Genomic DNA, 21,660 nt, shown 5'->3' on the forward strand with positions numbered 1-21,660 from the left:
TTATCTTCCCCGTAAAAGTGAGCCTGGGTTGCGTTCCAGCATGCGTGCTAGTGATGTCATCGCCTCGGCTGCTTTAGAAATGTCTCGCAACGCGCTCTGGGCATCACGGCTTAGCACTTCGCCCTTGTTATACCCTGCAATCGTTTGATTGGCTTGGTTTAGCACCTGCTGCACCCGTTCGACCAATGCCGGCAAATCCTGCGTGGAAATGGCGACAGCATCGGCTGCTTTGCGCGTTGAATCCAGCGTCGCGTTTATGTTCGTGACGGCACCGCCTTCACGCAATTCCCGCAAGGTCGCGTTTATTTCGTTTAATGCAGAGCCGAGGTCTTCCGGTAGCTTCTTCGCCGCGTCGGTGCCCAAGATTGCATCCGCCGAAGTTGTAAGGGACGTAAGTTGCTCGGTCAAAGCATCCAGAGGCAGGCTTTCCGCCTTCGCGGCAACGGCTTGCAGCTGCGTGACAAGTGCGGGGACCCCTTCGACCGAGGCGTTCACGCCGTTTGCCGCCGCCGCCGCCGCATTGACCGCCGCGACGAGTTGGGTGGTGAATTTTTCCTCTTCCAACTGCGCCAACAAGGTTTCAAACCGACCAAGCGCCCCGTTGAGTTTGACGGGGATGTTTTGCACATCATCCGACCCGACGATATCACGCACATCACCCAGCAAGGCGCGTACAGCTTTCGGCGTCTCGCGAAGGTCTTCGTTGGAAATCAGCGCGTCGGCACTGTTCAGGAACTGGATGGCGCTGTTGAGCAACTCTTCAATCGGCAGGTTGTTGATGCGTGAAACCACGCCCGCGACCGTTGCTGTGACGTCGGAGATGTCATTGCTGGTGCTAGGAATGATCGGGATTATGCCTTCACCGGATTGCACGACATATGAGGATACATTCTCGGTATCGACCAACTCGATCTTCAGGCCACCCGCAAGAAGGCTGGCGGACGCAAGCCGCGCACGCAGACCTTCCTCGATGCGACGTGACAGAAACTGCAACGCTGCCTCTGGTGTGACCTCGTCGGTCAAACCAAGCCGCGCGGGCTGGATGTCGATCAGCGCGTTCAGCCGCACACGTTCATCACCGAACGCATCTGCGTCAATGACGCCTGACACGCCGGTCACCCGGCCAATCGGAAAGCCGCTCAACTCGACGGGCGCGTCCACGGCAAGACCGGAGATGCTTTCGTCGAACACCACGCGCATTTGAAGCGGTTCTGCTTCCGAGGCGTTGAACACGCTGTCACGCGCTGACTCTTCGTCGGCAAACACTTCGAAGGACTTGCCGTCAGACACACGCCCACCGCTGGAAACGAAGGTCTCGAAGGTCAGGCCACCGCTGACAAGTGTGGCGAAGGACGAGAAGTCGATTTCCGCGCCGCCTGGGCCGACCGAAAAGGTGAATCCGGAGGTGTCCCAGAACCGCGTCCTGTCAGAGATCAGGCGGCTATGGGGGTGATAGATAATTGCTTCCGCGACGGCAAAGCTGCCTTGCTGCGAAATATGCGCCTTGCCCACGCGCCCGACTTCGATCCCGCGAAACGTGATAGGGCTGTTGTCGGTCAAGTTGCCACCCGCCGTAGTGCGCAAGGTGATTTCGAGCCCCTCTTTACCATAGCGATACAGCGGGGTGTCTTTCAGGCCTTTGAATTTGGATTGCGCGGGGCCGATATCGCCATCCCAGGTGCCTTCGATGTAGACACCAGTCAAAACCGTATCGAGACCACTTACGCCTTGTGCGCTCAACTCCGGTTGGACCACCCAGAAACTGGCCCCCACATCCACAAACGGTGCAATGTCCTTGTCTATTCGTACAAGGGCCACGACGCCGGACAGGTTCGACGCGAACTTGACGTCTTCTACAACACCAACGGCCACATCCCTAAAGCGCAGCTCGGTCTCACGTTTTGCGATGCCGGCGCCATTCTCGAACTCGATCTCGATGAGCGGGCCGCGGTCGGTATAGGATTGCCACGCGACGCCAAGGGCAATGGCCAAGGCCAAAATGGGGATGATCCAGACGAAGGAGGCATTCGCGAAGAACGACTTGCGTGCCGGTTCGATGGACACGGGTGTTGGCGTCTTACTCATCTGTCGTCATTTCCTCTTGTCTGGCACGTACGTCCCAGATCATGCGGCTGTCGAAGGCCTGTGCCGATAGCATCGTAAAAATCACCGAGAGCGCAAAAAACAAGCTGGCACGGCCCGGATTGACCGCAGCGAGAGTATTTAACTGGACGAGCGACGACATGATCGCAACTACAAAAATATCAATCATCGACCAGCGCCCGATATATTCGACCACCTCATACAGCACCTGACGATGGTGATTGGACACGCTGGAGGGGCGTTTGACCGATATGGCAAGAAAGGCAATCGCCATAAATTTGCCTATGGGGATGACGACACTTGCAATCAGGATGATCAGGGCAATGCCCACCGCCCCGTGATGGATCAGCTCGACCGCACCGCCGACGATTGTGTCTTCCTGCACGCTAAGCAAGGTGCGGGTTTGCAGCATCGGGTACATATTGGCAGGCACGTAGCACATCAGTCCAACCAGCCAAAGCGCCCACACCCGCTGCAAACTCAAGCGGTCGCGCGCGACAATTGTGCTGCCGCAGCGGCTACATATCTGCGTGCCCGCGGGCCAGACCTGCGTGCACCGCGTGCAGGCAACCACCCCGAGATCGCGCGCGCTTACGATGTTTGAGTTTTGTCCAGCGACTTCCATACCGACCATCTACATAAGAAATTGTCTTGAACCACAACTAGGACGACCAGCCCCGAAAACATCCAAAACGCGGGGCCGAACGCGACATCCGCCAAATCGCTGATCTTGATCAATGCAACGGCGCAGCCCAGCACAAAGATTTCTGCCATCGACCACGGGCGCAAGGCTTCGGCCAAGCGGAAGGCCTGAGTTGACCTGCGCGCAGGGGGGCGGTCCAGTACAATCGGCACAAGGACGTAAATGGTGAGCAGAACCCGCGCCAAGGGCACGAAGATAATCAACGCCGCCGTGGTCAGCGCAAGCGCCACCAAAGGCCCGTCACTAAAGGCAAGTGCGGCATCGAGGATCGAGACCGAGTTCGTCGCGCCCGCCGCCGAAATCGACAGAAACGGGAAAACTGTGGCGGCAATAATCAAGATTGTAATTGCGACGGATACAGCAATAATCTGCAACCCTGCCTTGCGGCGCGGGGTGATCAACACAGTCCCGCAGCGCGCGCACACGGCCCTTTGACCGACCTCGGGGCGCTCAAGCGTAAAGGCCGCATCGCAATGCGTACAGACAATCAAATTGTCGAGGGGAATCGGCAGGGGTTGGTCCATTAGGCTACCTATCCGATTTTTGCGCCAGCTACACGAAATTCAATTTTCAAACCTTGAAGGCGCGACCGGCAGCTCCGCGCACGGATGGCGCGAACAGCAAAATCCTTCGTCCCGTTCAGGGTCGTTTGATCAGATATTTTCGGGGCAAATTTGCAATTTGGTCAATTCATCAATATGTTATGCCGAACAACAAAAATAATATCTTGAGCGGTTTCATTATGGTCAGACATCTCCGTGGGGTCTGGGACAGTTATTTGTCCCCGATGTTGCAACGCCCGAAGCGTTTGCAAGTGGCAGCTTTGTGCTACCGTGATCGCGGAGATGATCGCGAAGTGTTGCTCGTGACCAGCCGCGACACCGGACGTTGGATTATCCCGAAAGGGTGGCCCATTCGCGGTTTGAGCTCTCCCGAAGCGGCCATGCAAGAAGCGTGGGAAGAAGCCGGCGTGTCTGACGGGCACTTGGAGACCGAATCCATTGGCACCTACACCTACGACAAGACCCTGCGCAGCGGCTTGCCTGTTGCTGTAGAAACGCTGGTCTACTCCGTCGAAGTGGAAAATCTGGTGGAAGACTTCCCGGAAGCCCAAGAGCGTCGCCGCAAATGGGTCAGCCCGTCCGATGCGGCGGGTCTTGTTCGGGAGAGTGAACTCAAGTCGATATTCCGCACGCTGTGACATTTATAGCTGATCTGCAGCGCGGTCATTCGAGCGGTTGATTTTAGAACCGCTTTGAGAGACTACTCCCCCGACAAATTCAGGGGACGATTCATGTCAGACCAACAACAGGGCGATCCGCGCCATCTTGAAACGCTGGATCGGGACCTGGCGCGCTATTCCAACCTTGAGATGGCGACCAGTTACGTCTCCAGGCCTATCGTGGGGCCAAGTATCGCCTTCGTGTTCATTGTGCTGGCCGGCTTGGCTGCGGCGATGATCTTTGATCAAGCCAACGACTCGCTTATCGTCGTTATCGCTGCGTGTTTCGGGGCCTATATGGCTCTGAATATTGGGGCCAATGATGTGGCCAACAATATGGGTCCTGCGGTTGGCGCGAATGCGTTGACCATGGGCGGGGCCATTGCCATCGCCGTGGTCTTCGAGAGCGCAGGAGCCTTGCTGGCAGGCGGTGACGTTGTTTCAACTATTGCGAAAGGCATCATCGCGCCTGAAAGTATGGGCGACGCGCAGACGTTTATGTGGGCGATGCTCGCCGCGTTATTGTCGGCGGCACTTTGGGTGAACCTCGCGACATGGGTGGGCGCGCCTGTGTCGACGACCCACTCGGTTGTTGGCGGGGTTATGGGGGCAGGTATTGCCTCGGCAGGACTTGCCGCCGTGAGCTGGTCAACGATGGGTGCTATCGCCGCCAGCTGGGTTATCTCACCAGTTCTGGGTGGCCTCGTGGCCGCTGGTTTTTTATGGCTAATCAAATCGCGCATCATCTATCAGGACGATAAAATCGCGGCAGCCCGCAAATGGGTGCCGATTCTGGTCGGTATCATGGCCGGGGCCTTCGCTGCGTATCTGGCGCTCAAAGGCATCAAGAAGATCATAAAGATCGACATGTCTACCGCGTTGCTGATCGGTGCCGCGATTGGTGTCGCGACATGGGCCATCATGATCCCTACAATTCGCAAGCAGTCCGAAGGGCTGGAAAACCGCAACAAGTCGCTGAAAGTTCTGTTCGGCATTCCCTTGGTTGTATCGGCTGCATTGTTGAGCTTTGCGCATGGTGCGAACGATGTGGCCAATGCGGTTGGTCCCTTGGCCGCGATTGTGCAGGCGTCGCAGTCCGGTGATTTCACCCATGCGATCAGTATCCCGATCTGGGTCATGGTGATCGGTGCTTTTGGTATCTCGTTCGGGTTGTTTCTATTCGGCCCCAAACTGATCCGCATGGTGGGCAGCCAAATCACCAAGCTGAACCCGATGCGGGCCTATTGCGTGGCGTTGTCTGCTGCGATCACCGTGATTGTGGCCAGCTGGCTGGGCCTTCCGGTGAGCTCGACCCATATCGCTGTTGGCGGCGTGTTTGGCGTGGGCTTCTTCCGCGAATGGGATGCCGAGCGGCGCATCAAGAAGGCACGGCTCGCTATGCCTGACCGTCCTGCCATGGCGACGGAAGAACGTCGACGCCGCAAATTGGTTCGCCGGTCGCACTTCATGACCATTATCGCGGCTTGGATCATCACGGTTCCCGCCGCAGCGATCCTGTCGGCGATTATTTTCTTGGGCATCTACACGATCATGATTTGATCGTATTGCCGATGAGTTTCAAAGGGCGCGGGCTTCAAATCCCGCGCCTTTTTTTGTGACTAGTCCTCAGCGCCGCTGATCACACCGCCAATTAGGTTTTCGCGCAGAAGCCGTTCGTTCAGGCTTGGACGGGGTTTGGCAAGCTCATCGAGATAGGCGCGTCTTTGACGGGCCTCTGCACGCACGATGGAGATCGCGTCTTCAGGGCTGACCGCGGTAAATGCAACGCTGTCATGTGCCCGCATTTGAGACAACCGATCGAGGTCGGACGAGATGACGGTCGCAATCTTCGGATAGCCGCCTGTCGTCTGGTGATCCGCAAGCAGCACTGTGGGAACGCCATCACCCGCCACCTGCACAGAGCCGCGCAGGATTGGCTCTGACGGGATGGAAAGGGCTTCGTTAAGCTTTAGTTGAGGGCCATTAAGACGTACGCCCATACGGTCAAATGCATCGGTGAGCTTATAGGGGGTGTTCAGAAATGTTGCGACCGAAGACGGTGCAAAGTGTTGGTCCTGCGGTCCGACCACAACGCGCGCCTGCCCATCGGGTTGGGCAAAGGCGGGGCAGGGGATGTCGCCCGTGCGATCGTTGCGGATTTGGGCATCTTCAATCTCGATGTCTTGACCGGATCGCAGCGCGCCGCCGCCAAACCCCGACATTGAATGTGTCGCCGTGTGCCCAAGCCATTTGCTCGCCTTCAGATCGCCTGCAAAGGTGAGGTAAGTCCAACTCCCCCACGCGCCACCTCTGATTGTAAGCTTTTCGCCCTCGTGTAACGTCTGCACTGTCCAAGCGGTCGTTTTGACGCCGGCGCAATCGACGGAAAACCCGCCACCGGCGACAGCAATACTTACCGCACCTTGTTTGCATTCTAGAACCAGCCCGCCAAGCGATACCTCTAGTCCGGTCGCGCCCTCGGGCTGGCCAAGCGCGGTATTCGCAATGGCAAAGCTGGTGCGGTCCATCGGTCCTGAAGCAGACACCCCGAACCGCATATGCCCGTCGCGCCCGCCATCTTGGATGGAGACCAAGGGGCCTGCATGAATGACTCGTAGGAGCGCGCTAATCATAGGGCCTCGCGTCGGACGCGGTTGAACGAAACGGTGTCCCCAACGTCGAACAGAAACGGGCGGTCCGGATTGCCGGTCATGATCTTTGCGGGCGTGTGGCCGATGATTGACCAGCCGGTTGGCATGACGATGGTGGTCGCAAGGCATTGCGGTCCGGCGATCATCACGCTGCCGGCGGGGATGTCACGCACAGGAGCGGTTTTGCGGGGAACCTGGATCGCCTCAGGCACGCCAGCCAGATACGCGTATCCCGGTGCAAACCCGTACATGCCAACGCGGTAACGCGCGGAGCTATGGGCCTGAATGACGGCGTCTTCGCTCATGCCACAGGCTTTGGCGACGGCTGCAAGGTCGGGTGAAAAGTCAGCCTCGTAGCATATGTCGAGCGTGTGATGCGTGGCCTGCGCATCGCTGGCGGGTGCCACGGGGAGTAGGGAACGAACATCCTTCTCGACCTGAACGTGATCGGTTTCCAGTGGGTCAAAAACCACAAGGAGGTTCACCAACGCGGGGACAACCTCTTGCAGTCCCTTGATTTGTGCCGTGGTGATCGCGTGATCCAGCGCGATGACCATACGATTAACGTCGTCGCTTATTTCAGAGGCGAAATCTACCAAGATGGCATGGTCAGCCACCGGTTTGAACTGCGGCGCGTTCATCCTTGTGCGAAGCCGGAAATCGTGATGCCCGCCGCAGAGAGGCGTTTGCGAATTGCACCGGCCATGGCAACAGCACCGGCACTATCGCCATGAACGCAGATAGACTGCGCGTCGAGGGCGATTGGATCACCATCAATGACGGGCATTAATCCTGTCTCGAGAAAAGCAATCAGACGCTCCGCGGCCTCATCCGGATCGTGGATCATCGCCCCGTCTTGCCCGCGCGGGACGAGCTGGCCGTTGGACAGATACCCCCTGTCAGCGAATATTTCAGAATACACTTCCATCTTAGCACTGCGCGCGGCTTGCTCCAGCTGCATGCCGGAAATCGCAAGGATGGAGAGCTCTGGATCAATCTGAGCCACTGCGCTCACAATCGCATCCGCCACGCCGCGATCCGCCGCAGCAAGATTGCCAAGCGCGCCATGAGGTTTCACATAGGTGACCTTGGTACCTGCCATCTTGGCGAGTGCCTGCAACGCGCCGATCTGCGCCGCAACCATGCGGCCGATCTCGACTGTGGGCATCGGAATGATCCGGCGCCCGAACCCTTCGCGATCATTATAGCCGGGATGCGCGCCGACAGTGACGCCGTTGTCACGGGCAAGGCACAGCGTTTCGTACATCGTCTCGGGGTCGCTTGCGTGACCGCCACACGCGATATTGGCGCTCGATACGATTGACAGCATGGCGGCGTCGTCGCCCATGGTCCACGGGCCGAAACTCTCTCCAAGATCGGAGTTCAGGTCGATGCTGCGAGACATGAGGTGCTCCTACTGTTGTCTGAATTTCTTCGCAGGATAGACCGTTTAGCGTGCGATGTAAGCGGCAACTGATCAAAACAATGGAGAAGTTACAATGTCAGACCGGAGTTGGTGTTGAGAAGGTACTGCGAGAAAATAGGGCTGCACGCGGCCCCAAGCTCGCGGGCTTGTCTGCCAATGGTTCCGGCTTCGACCTGCGGAGTAATCAGCCCGCGTGTATCTTGGTTCAACAGATAGCGTCGTGTTCGGGCCACAAGCGTTTCCTTGACGTCCTGTGGCAACCCTCCGTCGATCATGATCGCTTCAAAATCAATTACCGCGCAGGTGGACAGGGCGGCCTTGGCAAGCTCTTGCGCCGTTTGCCGAATCCAAGGCTCGACATAGCGGGCGTAAGGCGACCAGTCGTCGCTTTCCCAAAGCCCGCTGGGGTCCAGACCCACTTCAGACAAACGTGCTTCGAGCAGATGGATCGAGGCGATGTCGATGAGTTGGCGGCTTTCGCCGTTCGGCCCGACACTGCGCAAAGATCCCAAAGCGCCAGCATTTCCCTGATGACCTTCGAAAACGGAGTGGTTCAAAACGATACCGCCCCCGACGAATGCAGCAACAAAGAAGTAGGCATAGTCGCGAAACTCTTTGCCGCGCCCGTAGACATGTTCCGCACGACAGGCGGCGGTCGCGTCGTTAACGACATGCACGGGAAGATCACTGAACAAGGCGATTTCATCTTGAAAGCTCACCCCTTTCCACAGCGCAAATTCCTCCGCGGACGCGCCGACCATCTCGTGCCAGTTCCACAATTCGAACGGGGCGGCGATGCCGATACCGCATAGTCGTTGTTGAAGATCAGGGGTGAGGGTCGATGTCATCTCGTCCAGTCCGCTGCGGATAAACGCAAATATTTCTGCGGGCAGGGGATATGAGAAAGTCGTCGACACATCTGCGCGAATGACGCCGGTGAAGTCCATCAGAACAACTTTGGCGCTGCGTCGACCGATGTTTACACCAAGGGAGAACACCCCGTCAGGGGCCAGTGTCATCGGAACTGAGGGCTTGCCAACCTTCCCGCGCACAGGTGCGCCGCGGGCGAGCAATCCGTCCTTTTCCAGCTTTCGCAGAATGACAGAAACTGTTTGCGGTGATAGCCCCGCAATCCTTGCCAGATCACTTCCGGGCATAGCTCCGCCACGCTGCAACATTGACAGCAAAAGGCGTTCATTGTGGTTGCGCAAACCGCTTTGGTTTGCGCCGCCGCTGAGCGATCTGATTTTGGACCCGTCCATTTGCGTGGGACCCTATCCTCTACGATCTCATTAGAAAACATCGCATGCTAAATTAATAAATCAAGTTTATTTATTTATTGACCCTAGAATGCGAATCGAGTTTCCTTAGCGTCAGTTCCGCCGGTAGGGCGGGGTTCTGATCCGTATGACGGATCACAACATGTCTGGGAGGACACCATGAAAAAACTACTCGCTACCTCGGCTGTTGCGCTGACCACTCTGTCCGGTGCGGCATTTGCAGACGGCCACGCGGTCACTGCTTGCCTGATCACCAAAACCGACACCAACCCGTTCTTCGTCAAGATGAAGGAAGGCGCTGAAGCCAAAGCAGCAGAACTTGGCATGACGCTGAAGTCCTTCGCCGGTAAGGTCGATGGGGATCACGAAACGCAGGTTGCAGCCATCGAGACCTGCATCGCCGACGGTGCCAAGGGCATCCTGCTGACCGCATCCGACACATCCTCCATCGTGTCGTCAGTGAAGCAAGCCCGTGATGCCGGCCTCGTCGTGATCGCGCTCGACACCCCTCTTTCCCCGATTGATGCCGCAGACGCGACATTCGCAACTGATAATTTCCTTGCTGGTGAATTGATTGGCAAATGGGCTGCTGCGACACTCGGTGATGACGCTGCAAACGCCAAAATCGCCATGCTTGATCTGGGAGTATCTCAGCCCACTGTTGGCGTGCTGCGCGACCAAGGGTTCCTGCAAGGCTTCGGCATTGATCTGGGCGACCCGAACAAATGGGGCGACGAAACCGACCCACGTATCGTCGGCAATGACGTGACCGCAGGCAATGAAGAGGGTGGCCGCAAGGCGATGGAAAATCTCTTGGCGAAAGACCCTGAAGTTAACGTGGTCTATACGATCAACGAACCTGCCGCCGCAGGTGCATATGAAGCGCTAAAAGCGTTTGGTCGTGAAAACGACGTGCTGATCGTGTCGGTCGATGGCGGTTGCCCCGGAGTGCAGAACGTCAAGGACGGCGTGATCGGTGCTACCTCGCAGCAATATCCGCTGCTGATGGCGTCCAAGGGCGTCGAGGCGATTGCCGCTTGGGCCAAGGATGGCACCAAGCCAGCACTGACCCCCGGTAAGGACTTCTTCGACACAGGCGTGTCACTGGTCACCGATAAGCCTGCCGAAGGTGTCGAAAGCATCGACGTCGCCAAAGGCATGGAGCTATGCTGGGGTTAACGTCCGAACGGCTAAGCTAAAACAGGGGGGCGGGTCATCCCGCCCCTTCGTCTTCAACGGGAGGGAACGATGTCGAGCGCAGACACAGCAGATGACGGGGTCGCCAAATTCGTGCAACCCAACCGGGGCTTTCTGGGCACCGTCCAGCACTGGCTACACGTCAATCCGGCCTTGGTGCCGCTGATCGTCCTTGTGGCGTCAATCGTGGTCTTCGGGCTTTTGCTCGGCTCCAAGTTCTTCTCGCCCTTCGCGCTGACGCTGATCCTTCAGCAGGTGCAGATCGTCGGCATCGTCGCCGCAGCGCAGTCGCTGGTGATCCTGACCGCGGGTATCGACCTGAGCGTCGGGGCCATCGCGGTGATCTCTTCCGTGGTAATGGGACAGTTTACCTTCCGATACGGCCTGCCGGTCGAGGTCTCCATCATCTGCGGCCTGCTTTTCGGCACTGCCATTGGTGCTGTGAACGGTTGGCTGATCGCGGCCATGAAACTGCCGCCTTTCATCGTGACGCTGGGCATGTGGCAAATCGTGTTGGCCGCCAACTTCCTCTATTCCGCCAACGAGACCATTCGGTCTCAGGAGATCGCGGAAAACGCCGCGATGCTGCAATTGCTGGGCGCGAAGTTCAGTGTCGGCGGCGCTGTCTTCACCGTGGGCGTGCTGTTCATGGTGCTGCTGGTTCTCGTTCTGGCCTATGTGCTGCGTCACACCGCTTGGGGGCGCCATGTCTACGCTGTAGGTGACGACGCGGAAGCGGCCGAACTATCCGGCGTGAACGTCAAAGGCACGATCATTTCCGTTTACGCCGTCGCGGGGCTGATCTGCGCCTTCGCTGGCTGGGCTTTGATCGGGCGCATCGGGTCGGTCTCGCCAACCTCTGGCCAGCTTCTCAACATCGAATCGATCACCGCCGTGGTGATTGGGGGTATCTCGCTCTTTGGCGGGCGTGGCTCCATCCTCGGCACGTTCTTCGGCGCGTTGATTGTGGGGGTCTTCACCCTCGGCCTGCGCCTCATGGGCGCCGACGCGCAGTGGACCTATCTGCTGATTGGCGTGCTCATCATTGCGGCTGTGGCCGTGGACCAATGGATCAGAAAGGTGGCAGCGTAATGGAACCTATTCTCAAAGGACGCGGCCTCGTCAAACGCTATGGCAAGGTCACCGCACTCGACCACTGCGACTTCGACCTGATGCCGGGCGAAATTCTGGCGGTGATCGGCGATAACGGCGCGGGCAAATCCTCGCTGATCAAGGCGGTCTCCGGCGCGGTTGTGCCGGACGAGGGAGAGGTTTTCTTGGAAGGCCAGAAAATCCACTTCACCTCCCCCATCCAAGCGCGCGAGGCGGGGATCGAGACGGTCTACCAGACCCTCGCCATGTCTCCTGCCTTGTCGATTGCCGACAATATGTTCATGGGGCGCGAGTTACGCAAACCGGGTTTCATGGGCAAATGGCTCCGCCAGCTCGACCGCGCGAAGATGGAGCGTCTTGCTCGCGAGAAGCTGACCGAGCTTGGGCTGATGACGATTCAAAACATCAACCAAGCGGTCGAAACCCTGTCAGGTGGCCAGCGCCAAGGCGTCGCCGTGGCCCGTGCTGCGGCTTTCGGCTCCAAGGTCATCATTCTTGACGAGCCGACCGCCGCCTTGGGCGTGAAGGAAAGCCGCAAGGTGTTGGAACTTATTCAGGACGTGAAGTCGCGCGGCATCCCGATCATCCTGATCAGCCACAATATGCCGCATGTCTTCGAGGTCGCGGACCGTATCCATGTCCACCGCCTTGGCAAACGTCTTTGTGTGATCAACCCCAAAGACTACACCATGTCCGACGCGGTGGCCTTCATGACCGGCGCGAAGGAGGCTCCTGCACAAACGGAGGCCGCGTGACACACTCTGTTCCGCCGGAGGTTCTGACACTGATAAACGGCCTGCCCACAAAATCGCGCCGCCACCTGATTGCGGTCGCTGGCCCTCCTGCCAGTGGCAAGTCGACACTGGCCGAGCAACTGGCGGACATCCTGCCAGACGCTGCAGTGGTGCCGATGGACGGCTTTCACCTCGACAATGATGTATTGTCGGAACGTGGCCTGTTGGGTCGCAAGGGTGCGCCACAAACCTTCGACGCGCTGGGGTTCGTGGACCTCGTCAAAGCGCTGCGAGAACCTGCCACGGTGTCCTACCCGACGTTCGACCGCATCCGCGATTGCGTAGTGCCGGATGGCGGCGAGGTAAAAGCCGACTGCAAAACGGTGATCGTGGAGGGCAACTATCTGCTATTGGACAGCGCCCCGTGGAACCAGCTGCACAAGCTTTGGGACGTCGGCATTTTCCTTGATGTGCCGCCCGAAATGCTGCGCGAGCGTCTGCTGCAACGCTGGCGCGACCACGGCTATTCAGAAGCGGAAGCGTTAACGAAAGCTGAATTGAACGACCTGCCCAACGCACAGGTGGTGATGCAAAGCGCGGTCAACGCCACGCATATCGTTAACGATGCCTAGATAATCTCGTCTTCATCGAACAACGGGTCTTCTTCCAATTGCACGGACAAATCCTCTACGGCGGTTTCCGCACGGGCATTGGAGACGACCTCCGCGATGTGATAAATCGCGTCGCCTTCATTCACGATAGGCATCACCGCGCGACCGATGATGATCCCGTCGAAGGATGCGAACAACTCCACTTCGTTTTCGCCGAACGGGTCAGAGACCGCCGCAAGCAACTCTCCATCTTCGACCACATCCCCTTCGCTTTTGAACGCACGTAAAAGTCCGCCTGCGGGTGCTCGCACCCACTTCGATGACTTGCACAGAATGGAGTTGGCCTTGGCCGGGGTCACCGCCTTACGCGGCAACATCTCGCGCGTGGCCATCACCCGCAGGATACCCGCGACACCGGCCCGCACATACATCTCGTCAAATCGCAGACCTTCGCCGGCCTCATAAAGCAGCACGTCAATTCCGCGATCCCGCGCCGCTGCACGCAGTGACCCGTCGCGCAGCGCGGAGGTCAGGATAACTGGTGCTCCGAACGCGTCAGCGAGTTCCATTTTCTTGCGGGAGGTACCGGAGACCCTGATTTGCGGCAGGTTGGTGCGGTGAATGGCGGCAGAGTGCAGATCAATGCCAAAACTACACCGCTCGACAACATGTCTCATGAAGTCATGCGCAAGGCGTGACGCCAATGATCCGGTGGGCGTGCCGGGAAAACAGCGGTTCAAATCGCGTCGGTCCGGTAGATACCGCGAATGGTTGTGGAAGCCGAAAGCGTTCACAATCGGAACCACCAGCAAGGTACCCCGCAGGGAACCCAGTGATTTTGTGCGTAAAAGGCGGCGCAAGATTTCGACGCCAATCACCTCGTCGCCATGAATGCCCGCCGACACAAACATCGTCGGTCCCTGCCTTTTCCCGTGGATCACATGCACGGACATGGTGACGGGTGTATGATCCGACAAGGTCGATATCGGCAGGTTCACCGTCTTGCGGGTTCCAGCGTCGATAGAGACACCACCAATTTCAAAAGCGTCTCTTTTCGTCATGGGGCAGAAGCCTTGCCGAGATCTGCCACCATGGCATCCCGCATGATGAATTTTTGGGGTTTACCTGTGACCGTCATTGGAAGCTCGTCCTTGAATCGAATATGGGTCGGCAACTTGTAGTGGGCAATCTGGCCTTTGCAAAAGGCGCGAATGTCATCGTGGGTCGTTTGGGCTCCGTCACGCAATACGAGCCACGCGCAGACCACCTCGCCATAGGTGTCATCGGGGATGCCGAACACCTGCACTTGAGACACGTCGGGGTGGGTGAACAGGAACTCCTCTATTTCGCGTGGATAGATGTTTTCTCCACCACGGCAGATCATGTCTTTGACCCGCCCAGTAATCATCACGTAGCCCTCATCATCCATGGTTGCCAGATCGCCGGTATGCATCCAGCCGTCGCGAATGACGCTGGAGGTCTGTGCGTCTTCGCCCCAGTATCCCTGCATCACCGAATACCCGCGTGTCAGCAACTCGCCCTGCGTTCCGACTTTCACTGTTTGCCCGTTCTCGTCCACGATCTTTACTTCCACATGAGGATGGATGCGCCCCACGGTGCCGACGCGCTTGTCCAGCGGATCATCAAGGCCGGACTGGAACGATACGGGCGAGGTCTCCGTCATTCCGTAAGCGATGGTCACACCGGTCATGTGCATGTCGCGTTGCACCTTTTTCATAATCTCGCGCGGACAGGGCGCGCCCGCCATGATCCCCGTCCGCAGGTGGCTCAGGTCAAACGTGTCAAATTCCGGCAAAGCCATCTCGTTGACGAACATGGTGGGTACGCCGAAAAGTGCTGTGCACTTCTCGTCATGCACGGCTTGCAACGTATCGCGCGGCTCGAACCCCTCACCGGGGATCACCATGGTTGCCCCATGGGCCACACAGCCAAGCGTGCCCATCACCATGCCGAAGCAATGGTAGAACGGTACCGGAATGCAAAGCCGGTCAGCCTTGGTGAAGGCCATGGTGGCGGTGGTGAAATAGGCGTTGTTCACGATGTTGTGGTGCGTCAGGCAGGTGCCCTTCGGGTGCCCCGTCGTGCCCGAGGTGTACTGAATATTAATCGTGTCATGGGGGGCGAGCGTTGCCGAAATCGCGTCGAGCCGTTCGGTATCATCGGACAAGATGTCGTCGAACGCCAGAAACCCGTCCGGCGCGTCCCCCATGGCAATGAGGTGGCGCAGAGTGTCCGGCTTTGGATCGACCGCGCGGATCATTGCAATGTAGTCCGACGATTTGAAATTTTGGGCGGTGACAAGAGCCGAGCAGCCGACTTTGTCCAGCGCATAGGAAAGCTCTGACTGGCGGTAGGCCGGATTGATGCATACCAGAATGGCTCCGATGCGCGCAGTGGCAAACTGTGTCAGTAACCACTCGACACGGTTCGGCGACCAGATGCCGACGCGGTCACCCTTGCCAAGGCCGAGATCGAGAAAACCCGCCGCAAGACGGTCCACCTGCTGGGCAAACTCCGCATAGGTCCAGCGGATGTTTTGCTTGGGAAAGATACAAGCTTCGTGGTCAGGCAAGCGCTTGGCGGTTCGGGCAAGCAGGGCCGGAATAGTCAGATCAAGCAGCGGCGTATCGGCTACGCCGGAAACATGCGAAAGCCCACCGATAGGGCGCCTGTTGGTCATGGTGTTGTCCTCCCTGATATTGAGAACCTACGCGCTAGATCGCGCGCCGCCAATGGGCCTATTGCGCGTCATCCAGCCAGATCGTGACGGGACCGTCATTTACCAAGCTGACCGCCATGTCTGCGCCAAATTCACCAGTTTCTACCGCGACACCACAGGCCGCTAAATCTTTTGCAAACTTCTCGTAAAGTGCGCGCCCTTCGTCCGGGCGGGCAGCGGCCGAAAAGCCCGGGCGGTTCCCACTGCGCGTGTCCGCTGCCAATGTGAACTGGCTGACGACAAGCGCGGAGCCTCCGATGTCCACCAAGGATCGGTTCATCTTGCCGGCATCATCCTTGAAGATTCGCAGTTTGGATATTTTGGAGGCCAGCTTAGCGGTCTGATCAGGTGCGTCGTCTGCCATTGCACAGATTAAAATCAACAGGCCTGCGCCACACGCCCCGACCTGTTCGCCGTCAACGGAAACCGACGCGCGCGAAACCCGTTGGACGAGCGCCCTCACAACTCATACGCCCAAGGCGGGTTTGCGCCCGCGCGCGACACCGTAATTGCGGCAGTTTTGCTGCCCATGGCCATTGCCGTACGAAGCGTGTCCGCAGGCAAGGCGGCGAGCGTTGCTTTATCCAATGCGCCTTCTTGCTGTAGCCCTGCAAGAAAGCCCGCGTTGAAAGTGTCGCCCGCGCCAACCGTGTCGACAACGTCAACTTTAAGTGCGGGAACAGCAACGCGGTGTTCAGGCGTGTAGCCAATCGAGCCTTCGGAGCCTTGGGTGATCAAAACAACCTTGGTGCCGCGTGCGATAAGATCGGCAGCGAGGCTGTCCAGATCGCCTTCGCCTTCCAGCCAGTGCAGATCTTCGTCGCTTAGCTTTACGACATCCGAAATCGCCATCATCGATTTGATGCGCGTGACATAGGCGTCTCGGTCGGTAATGAAGGACGGGCGGATATTCGGGTCGATCATGGTCACACGGGACGGAGCCTCGCGGGCCATCAGCGCCTCGTAGGCGGAACCGCACGGCTCCCCGACCAACGAGATGCCACCGAAGAACAGGGCCGTGATGTCAGCGGGCAAGACCGGCAAATCGGCCTCGGTCATCACCCGCAAGGCGCTGTTCTCGTCGTAAAAGGTATAGGTGGCGTGGCCATCGGTTAGGCGCACGAAGGCCAGTGTCGTCGGTCGCGCGGACCGGAACGCCAGATCTGAGGAAACGCCTGCCTCACTTAACTTGGTTTCCAGCATCTCGCCAAACAAGTCGGTAGACAGACCACAGAAGAACCCAGGGGCAGCGCCCAGACGTCCCAAGGCGATGGAGGTATTGTAGACAGCACCGCCCGCATAGGGGGCGAAAGCCAGCTCTCCCTCTTGGGAGACGCGGGGCAACATGTCGATAAGGGCTTCGCCGCAGCACAGGATCATTATTGCCACCTTGGGTTATTGGTTCAGGGCCATTCCATACCCAACAGCCAAAGCCACCAGCAAGCCAATGATGACCGCAATCGCAATTTTGGCGGAAGAGTATGGGCGTTCGCCTTTTACAGTACCAGTCTGACCGTTGACGACAAAGCGATACGTCTTGCCGCGATACTTGTAGGCGGCCATCCAGACGGGCAGCAAAATATGCTTGAAGGTCACGTCCTTGACGGTGGTGTTGGCCGAGGTGATGCGCTGCTTGTCGCCACCGATGTCGAAGCGGATGTCGCGGGTAATCATCGCGTCCATCTTGGCGCGTGCCTCCAGAAACCCGGTTTCCAGGTCGACGGTGTAGCCCTCGGCCCGAAATCCGGCGAGATATTCGGGCGTGTAAGGGGCAAGCTGGGACAGCTTCCAAGGCGCCAACGCGTCGGTGTAGCTTTTTGGCAGAGAGGTCGAGGCCAGAACCAACACATCGTCAAAGAACCGCGCCACGCGCCCACCAACTGCAGACCAATGTGTTTTGGCGACGCGCTGCTGGTGGCGTTTGCCATCGCGCATCACGGTGCGGGTTTCATAATAAATTTTGCCACGCTGACCGGTGTAGCTGGTCTTGGTGTCCGCGTCATACGTCCAGAATGGCACGTAGATACCGCTAAGCTTGCGGCCCTTCTTGGCGTATTCCTGCAAACCGTTCGGAGCAAACCAACGCTTGCCCAGCCAATCGACCATGGCCTGTTGCGCGTCCCGCTCTGCGATCTCGAACGGCAGTACGGCACGAGGCTTGATGTGGCGATGTGTTCCGGTGTCAGTGACGACGGGGGTGGCACAAAACGGGCACTCTGCAGCATGGCTGTCGGGGTCAAACTCGACCTGCGCCCCGCAGTTGGGGCAGCTGGAGACGCGCGTCTCCTCCAGTTCGGAATCTTGAAGCGTGCCGCGAATTGCCGATTGGAAATCCAATTCGCGGATGTTGGACTGGACCGCTTCCAGCATGGGCTCCACATTGCCGCAATGGTCGCACTTGAGCGCGTTGTCATCCGGATCGAACCGCAAGTCGGAACCGCAGGTGTCGCACGGAAACCTGTGCTCGATTTCCGGAGCTGTCTTGTCGAGTGGGTTATCGCTCATGACGTGGGTATGTCCGCAGGTTCAGCGTTAATGGCAATGCGATGGATCAGGTGGCAGGGTGTTCGTCCCGCCGCCAAATCGATCATCAGGCTTGCGGCGGCGGAGGCGGCAGAACTGTGAAAAGCTGCGCAAGTTCCTGCACATCCTCGGCGGGCATCCATCCGTCCTGGCCTGCTGTCCAAACAAGTGTTTCGCGCTGCAATGCGCCATCCGCTGCCATACGTCCCATGGCCGCCTTGGAATACGGTCCCTTGGTCTCGCCAGCTTCTGCGATGTGCCAGACATGTTCGACCGGTGGCGGGGGCGGGGCGGCGTGGGTGGCTGGTGCGGCTTGTGCCGCTTGACCCCAAGGCCCGCCATGGCCCATCTGGCCTGCCATCGCCATACCGAGACCCGCGCCGATACCTGCACCCATGCCACCGCCGGCGGCACTCGTATTCGAGGCAGCAGCGGTCATGGCTTCGGCGGCGGAATACTGGGTGAACTTGCCCAAATCGCCCGCAATGCCCATGGAGGAGCGTTTGTCCAAAGCGGCCTCAACCGCTGGCGGTAGTGATATGTTTTCGATGTAGAATTCCGGGATCGTCAGGCCGTATTGCGCAACAATCGGCGAGATGGCCGCTGCGATGAGCTTGCCCAGATCACCAGTATTTGCAGCCATGTCCAGCGCGGGAATGCCGGAAGATGCAATCGCGCGGGAGAACTCTTGCACGATGATGTTGCGGATCTGGAAGCTGATCTCGTCCATGGTGAATTCACCGTCAGTGCCGACGATCTCGCGCAGGAAGACGGCAGGGTCGGTGATGCGGACGGAATAGGTGCCGAAGGCGCGGATGCGCAGGGGGCCGAATTCGGGATCGCGCAGCATGATCGGGTTTTTGGTGCCCCATTTCAGGTCGTTGAAACGGGTGGTGTTGACGAAGTATATCTCGGATTTGAACGGCGATTTGAAGCCGTGATCCCAGTGGTTCAGCGTCGTGAGGATCGGCATGTTGTTCGTCTCGAGCATATACAGCCCCGGCGTGAACACGTCGGCCAGCTGGCCTTCATGCACGAACACCGCTGCCTGCCCCTCGCGTACGGTCAGCTTTGCGCCATATTTGATCTCGTGACCTTCACGCTCGAAGCGGGAGACCATGGTATCGCGGGTGTGATCAACCCAATGAATGACGTCGATAAACTCGCCGGTCAGAAAATCAAAAATACCCATGTGGTCCTCACTAATTGGTCTTCGGGTTAGCTTTCACCGCCCAACAGCTCCGACGCGATTACTTCAACGATCGGGCGGGCGCGGGCGGGGGATGTTCCAAGCGGAAGCCGCTGGTCATACAATATCTGGAGCAAGATTTCGTCGTGGCGCGTCAGCAGCGCGAATTCGTCGTCATCGTTGAAAATGGAAGGTCGCGCGGCAGGGCTATCGTTGCTAAGGCCCAGTCCTTGGGCGATTTCCTCGTGATAGCAGCTTTGACGCAAAAGATCGGGATGCTCGGCGCGCACGATGGCCACAGCAGAATGGAAGCTGTTAGGCGTGTCCGCATCCGAGAAGGCATAAACGGCGCAATAGATGGGGCGCGGCATGCTGGTGATCTGCCGCGCAATGCCAGCGTCCAATCCGGGGATCAGCTTCATGAGTTGAGGGCCGAACGCTTCGATTTCGTCGATGGTCAGGACAGCCACGTGGAAATTGCCTTTGCCGCGTGTCACGCCAACCTTTGCACCGGACACTCTCGAAAGGCGACGGGCATAATTTGCGACGGTTTGCTGGTCTTTGGTTCGGATGCTTTGGGGAACAGCGGGGCCGAACTGCATCGAGATGTTGATCGGCTTTTCCCACCTTTGAACGCGGCCTTCCGACCGCTGGTTCGTGTAGAGCCCGTCAACAAGGGTGAACTCGTTGAAAACCCCGATCTGTATGAAGTTATTCACCAATTGGCGCTTGGAGAACGGCGTGTCGATGCCGCCGCCATCCGTGCGCAGCAAACCTTGCGAAAGCAAACTGCGTTGGACTTGGGCATAATAGGCCGACAACTCTTTCGACCGCTCGGAAGGCTCGACCAGTTTGGGGGCTGGCTTCGGGGCAGGGGCCACGCGCTGCTCCGGGCGCGGGCTGGACACAGGTGCGTCGCAGGCTGACAGCGTCACCGCCATCAGCCCTGCAAGTGCGATATGGAGCGAAGCCCGCATCAATCAGCCTGTGGACGAGCCGATATTGTGGCCCGACGCGGTGCCCCGTGCGGAGGCGGATGCAAGCGTATCGCGAAGCTCCCCTTCCATGCGTTGCAACTCCACTTCGGCCTCGGCACGTTTGCGCTTGCCTTCGTCGGCGATTTGCAGGCTTTCCTCGATGGTCCCGATAAGATCCGCGTTGGCTTGTTTGACTGCTTCGATATCGAACACGCCGCGTTCCATTTCCTCACGAACCGCCTTGTTGGCCGTGCGCAGGTTTTCGGCGTTGGCAGTCAGCAGCTCGTTGGTTAGATCGTTCGCGTCCCGCACGGCGGCGGCAGCCTCGGAGGAGCGCTGGATCGTCAGTGCCTGTGCCAGTTGAGTTTCCCAAAGTGGCACGGTGTTCACGAGGGTGGAATTGATCTTGGTAACCAGCGACTTGTCGTTTTCCTGCACCAAGCGAATGGACGGCAGCGATTGCATGGTTACTTGACGGGTCAGCTTCAGATCGTGAACGCGCCGTTCCAGATCGTCGCGGGCCGCACGCAAATCGCGCAATTCTTGGGCCACCATGACTTGATCGTTTTCTTTGGCCTTTTTCACAGCGGCTTCTTTGGCCGGAATATCTTTGCTGTCGAGCTCTGCGATCTTTTCCTCTCCGGCGGTAATGTAGAGCGCCAGTTCGTCATAGAAATCCAAAGTGCGGTCATACAACACGTCGAGTGACTTGATGTCCTTGAGCAGCGTATGTTCATGCGACAGCAAATTGTTGGTGATCTTGTCGATCTGGCCCTGAACGGTTTCATAGCGCGCCATGAATTTTGCAGCAGGTGCCGCGCGGCCCAGCAGCTTTTCCCACCAAGAGCGCTCGCGGCGCATGTCCATCTCGGAGATCGAGAACCCGCGAATGGTGGTGACGATGTCGCGCAAGCTGCCGCCAGCGGGGCCAACGTCTTTGTTCTTCACGTCGGCCAGCATCGATTGGCTGATCTCTTGCAAGCCGGCTTGCGCACCCGACCCGAACGACACGATGGAGTTCGTGTCGGTCATGTCAATCTCGTCCATGCGACGGCGAATTTCGGCGGCAACAGGTGCTTCGGCTTTTGCCAATGGCACAAGATCGGTTGAGGGCTCTTTAAGCACCACCGCCGTCAGCTCTGCCAGAGCTTGGGTGGATTGTTCAGCCTTTTGGCGGACAGTATCGGACAT

21 protein-coding genes are annotated in these 21,660 nt (G+C 58.3%); 6 read left to right on the forward strand and 15 right to left on the reverse strand.

What is annotated here, in order from left to right; genetic code table 11:
* From BDE40_RS01750 to BDE40_RS01760, 3 genes are read right to left on the reverse strand one after another with little or no spacing between them, the layout of a single operon-like run.
* Complete coding sequence (locus BDE40_RS01750; RefSeq protein WP_134012261.1) at positions 1-2,085, reverse strand: PqiB family protein; 2,085 nt, start codon at positions 2,083-2,085, stop codon at positions 1-3.
* On the reverse strand, positions 2,078-2,737 hold the full coding sequence (locus BDE40_RS01755; protein ID WP_425462383.1) for a paraquat-inducible protein A: 660 nt from the start codon (positions 2,735-2,737) through the stop codon (positions 2,078-2,080). The genes BDE40_RS01750 and BDE40_RS01755 overlap by 8 nt, the downstream gene beginning before the upstream one ends.
* On the reverse strand, positions 2,695-3,330 hold the full coding sequence (locus BDE40_RS01760; protein ID WP_134012265.1) for a paraquat-inducible protein A: 636 nt from the start codon (positions 3,328-3,330) through the stop codon (positions 2,695-2,697). The genes BDE40_RS01755 and BDE40_RS01760 overlap by 43 nt, the downstream gene beginning before the upstream one ends.
* Positions 3,331-3,548: 218 nt before the next feature.
* Here BDE40_RS01760 and BDE40_RS01765 point away from each other — a divergent pair, with 218 nt between their 5' ends.
* Positions 3,549-4,007 carry an NUDIX hydrolase gene (locus tag BDE40_RS01765; protein ID WP_134012267.1) on the forward strand — a complete coding sequence of 153 codons (459 nt, stop codon included), beginning with the start codon at positions 3,549-3,551 and terminating at the stop codon, positions 4,005-4,007.
* A gap of 93 nt (positions 4,008-4,100) precedes the next feature.
* On the forward strand, positions 4,101-5,588 hold the full coding sequence (locus BDE40_RS01770; protein ID WP_134012269.1) for an inorganic phosphate transporter: 1,488 nt from the start codon (positions 4,101-4,103) through the stop codon (positions 5,586-5,588).
* 59 nt (positions 5,589-5,647) lie between these two features.
* On the opposite strand, the gene BDE40_RS01775 is transcribed toward BDE40_RS01770, so the two are convergent.
* The 4 genes from BDE40_RS01775 to BDE40_RS01790 all read right to left on the reverse strand — a co-directional run bounded on the left by BDE40_RS01775 (position 5,648) and on the right by BDE40_RS01790 (position 9,367).
* Positions 5,648-6,661 (reverse strand): 5-oxoprolinase subunit C family protein, encoded by a 1,014-nt coding sequence (locus BDE40_RS01775; protein WP_134012271.1) that lies wholly within the window; start codon positions 6,659-6,661, stop codon positions 5,648-5,650.
* A complete protein-coding gene (gene pxpB / locus BDE40_RS01780) occupies positions 6,658-7,296 on the reverse strand; it encodes a 5-oxoprolinase subunit PxpB (RefSeq protein ID WP_246030328.1) in 639 nt (212 codons plus the stop codon). Before pxpB ends, BDE40_RS01775 begins: the two co-directional genes overlap by 4 nt.
* 20 nt (positions 7,297-7,316) lie before the next feature.
* On the reverse strand, positions 7,317-8,084 hold the full coding sequence (locus BDE40_RS01785) for a LamB/YcsF family protein (RefSeq protein ID WP_134012275.1): 768 nt from the start codon (positions 8,082-8,084) through the stop codon (positions 7,317-7,319).
* A gap of 89 nt (positions 8,085-8,173) precedes the next feature.
* Complete coding sequence (locus tag BDE40_RS01790; protein WP_134012277.1) at positions 8,174-9,367, reverse strand: ROK family transcriptional regulator; 1,194 nt, start codon at positions 9,365-9,367, stop codon at positions 8,174-8,176.
* Positions 9,368-9,544: 177 nt separating this feature from the next.
* On the opposite strand from BDE40_RS01790, the gene BDE40_RS01795 reads away from it, so the two are divergent.
* The 4 genes from BDE40_RS01795 to BDE40_RS01810 all read left to right on the forward strand — a co-directional run bounded on the left by BDE40_RS01795 (position 9,545) and on the right by BDE40_RS01810 (position 13,061).
* Positions 9,545-10,564 carry a sugar ABC transporter substrate-binding protein gene (locus tag BDE40_RS01795; RefSeq protein WP_134012279.1) on the forward strand — a complete coding sequence of 340 codons (1,020 nt, stop codon included), beginning with the start codon at positions 9,545-9,547 and terminating at the stop codon, positions 10,562-10,564.
* A 69-nt stretch (positions 10,565-10,633) separates the two neighbouring features.
* Positions 10,634-11,674 (forward strand): ABC transporter permease, encoded by a 1,041-nt coding sequence (locus BDE40_RS01800; RefSeq protein ID WP_134012281.1) that lies wholly within the window; start codon positions 10,634-10,636, stop codon positions 11,672-11,674.
* A complete protein-coding gene (locus tag BDE40_RS01805) occupies positions 11,674-12,450 on the forward strand; it encodes an ATP-binding cassette domain-containing protein (protein WP_021101677.1) in 777 nt (258 codons plus the stop codon). The genes BDE40_RS01800 and BDE40_RS01805 overlap by 1 nt, the downstream gene beginning before the upstream one ends.
* Positions 12,447-13,061, forward strand: coding sequence for an AAA family ATPase (locus tag BDE40_RS01810; protein ID WP_134012283.1), 615 nt, complete (start codon positions 12,447-12,449; stop codon positions 13,059-13,061). The genes BDE40_RS01805 and BDE40_RS01810 overlap by 4 nt, the downstream gene beginning before the upstream one ends.
* Here the strand turns inward: BDE40_RS01810 and BDE40_RS01815 are convergent.
* The 8 genes from BDE40_RS01815 to BDE40_RS01850 form a co-directional block, all read right to left on the reverse strand.
* On the reverse strand, positions 13,058-14,101 hold the full coding sequence (locus BDE40_RS01815; protein ID WP_134012285.1) for a succinylglutamate desuccinylase/aspartoacylase family protein: 1,044 nt from the start codon (positions 14,099-14,101) through the stop codon (positions 13,058-13,060). The genes BDE40_RS01810 and BDE40_RS01815 overlap by 4 nt on opposite strands.
* Complete coding sequence (locus BDE40_RS01820) at positions 14,098-15,741, reverse strand: AMP-binding protein (protein ID WP_134012287.1); 1,644 nt, start codon at positions 15,739-15,741, stop codon at positions 14,098-14,100. Before BDE40_RS01820 ends, BDE40_RS01815 begins: the two co-directional genes overlap by 4 nt.
* A gap of 58 nt (positions 15,742-15,799) precedes the next feature.
* Entirely contained in the window at positions 15,800-16,243 is a 444-nt protein-coding gene (dtd, locus tag BDE40_RS01825) for a D-aminoacyl-tRNA deacylase (RefSeq protein ID WP_134012289.1), read from the reverse strand.
* Complete coding sequence (locus BDE40_RS01830; protein ID WP_134012290.1) at positions 16,240-17,160, reverse strand: carbohydrate kinase family protein; 921 nt, start codon at positions 17,158-17,160, stop codon at positions 16,240-16,242. The genes dtd and BDE40_RS01830 overlap by 4 nt, the downstream gene beginning before the upstream one ends.
* 15 nt (positions 17,161-17,175) lie before the next feature.
* A complete protein-coding gene (locus BDE40_RS01835; RefSeq protein ID WP_134012292.1) occupies positions 17,176-18,285 on the reverse strand; it encodes a TFIIB-type zinc ribbon-containing protein in 1,110 nt (369 codons plus the stop codon).
* A gap of 85 nt (positions 18,286-18,370) precedes the next feature.
* Complete coding sequence (locus tag BDE40_RS01840) at positions 18,371-19,495, reverse strand: SPFH domain-containing protein (RefSeq protein ID WP_134012294.1); 1,125 nt, start codon at positions 19,493-19,495, stop codon at positions 18,371-18,373.
* A gap of 26 nt (positions 19,496-19,521) precedes the next feature.
* Positions 19,522-20,469, reverse strand: a complete 948-nt coding sequence (locus BDE40_RS01845) for a DUF2927 domain-containing protein (protein ID WP_134012296.1) — start codon at positions 20,467-20,469, stop codon at positions 19,522-19,524.
* A gap of 3 nt (positions 20,470-20,472) precedes the next feature.
* Positions 20,473-21,660: a toxic anion resistance protein gene (locus BDE40_RS01850; RefSeq protein WP_134012298.1), complete on the reverse strand. Its 1,188-nt coding sequence runs from the start codon at positions 21,658-21,660 to the stop codon at positions 20,473-20,475.

This window comes from Litoreibacter halocynthiae (assembly GCF_004365635.1).
In the GTDB taxonomy this organism is placed as follows: Bacteria; Pseudomonadota; Alphaproteobacteria; order Rhodobacterales; family Rhodobacteraceae; genus Litoreibacter; species Litoreibacter halocynthiae.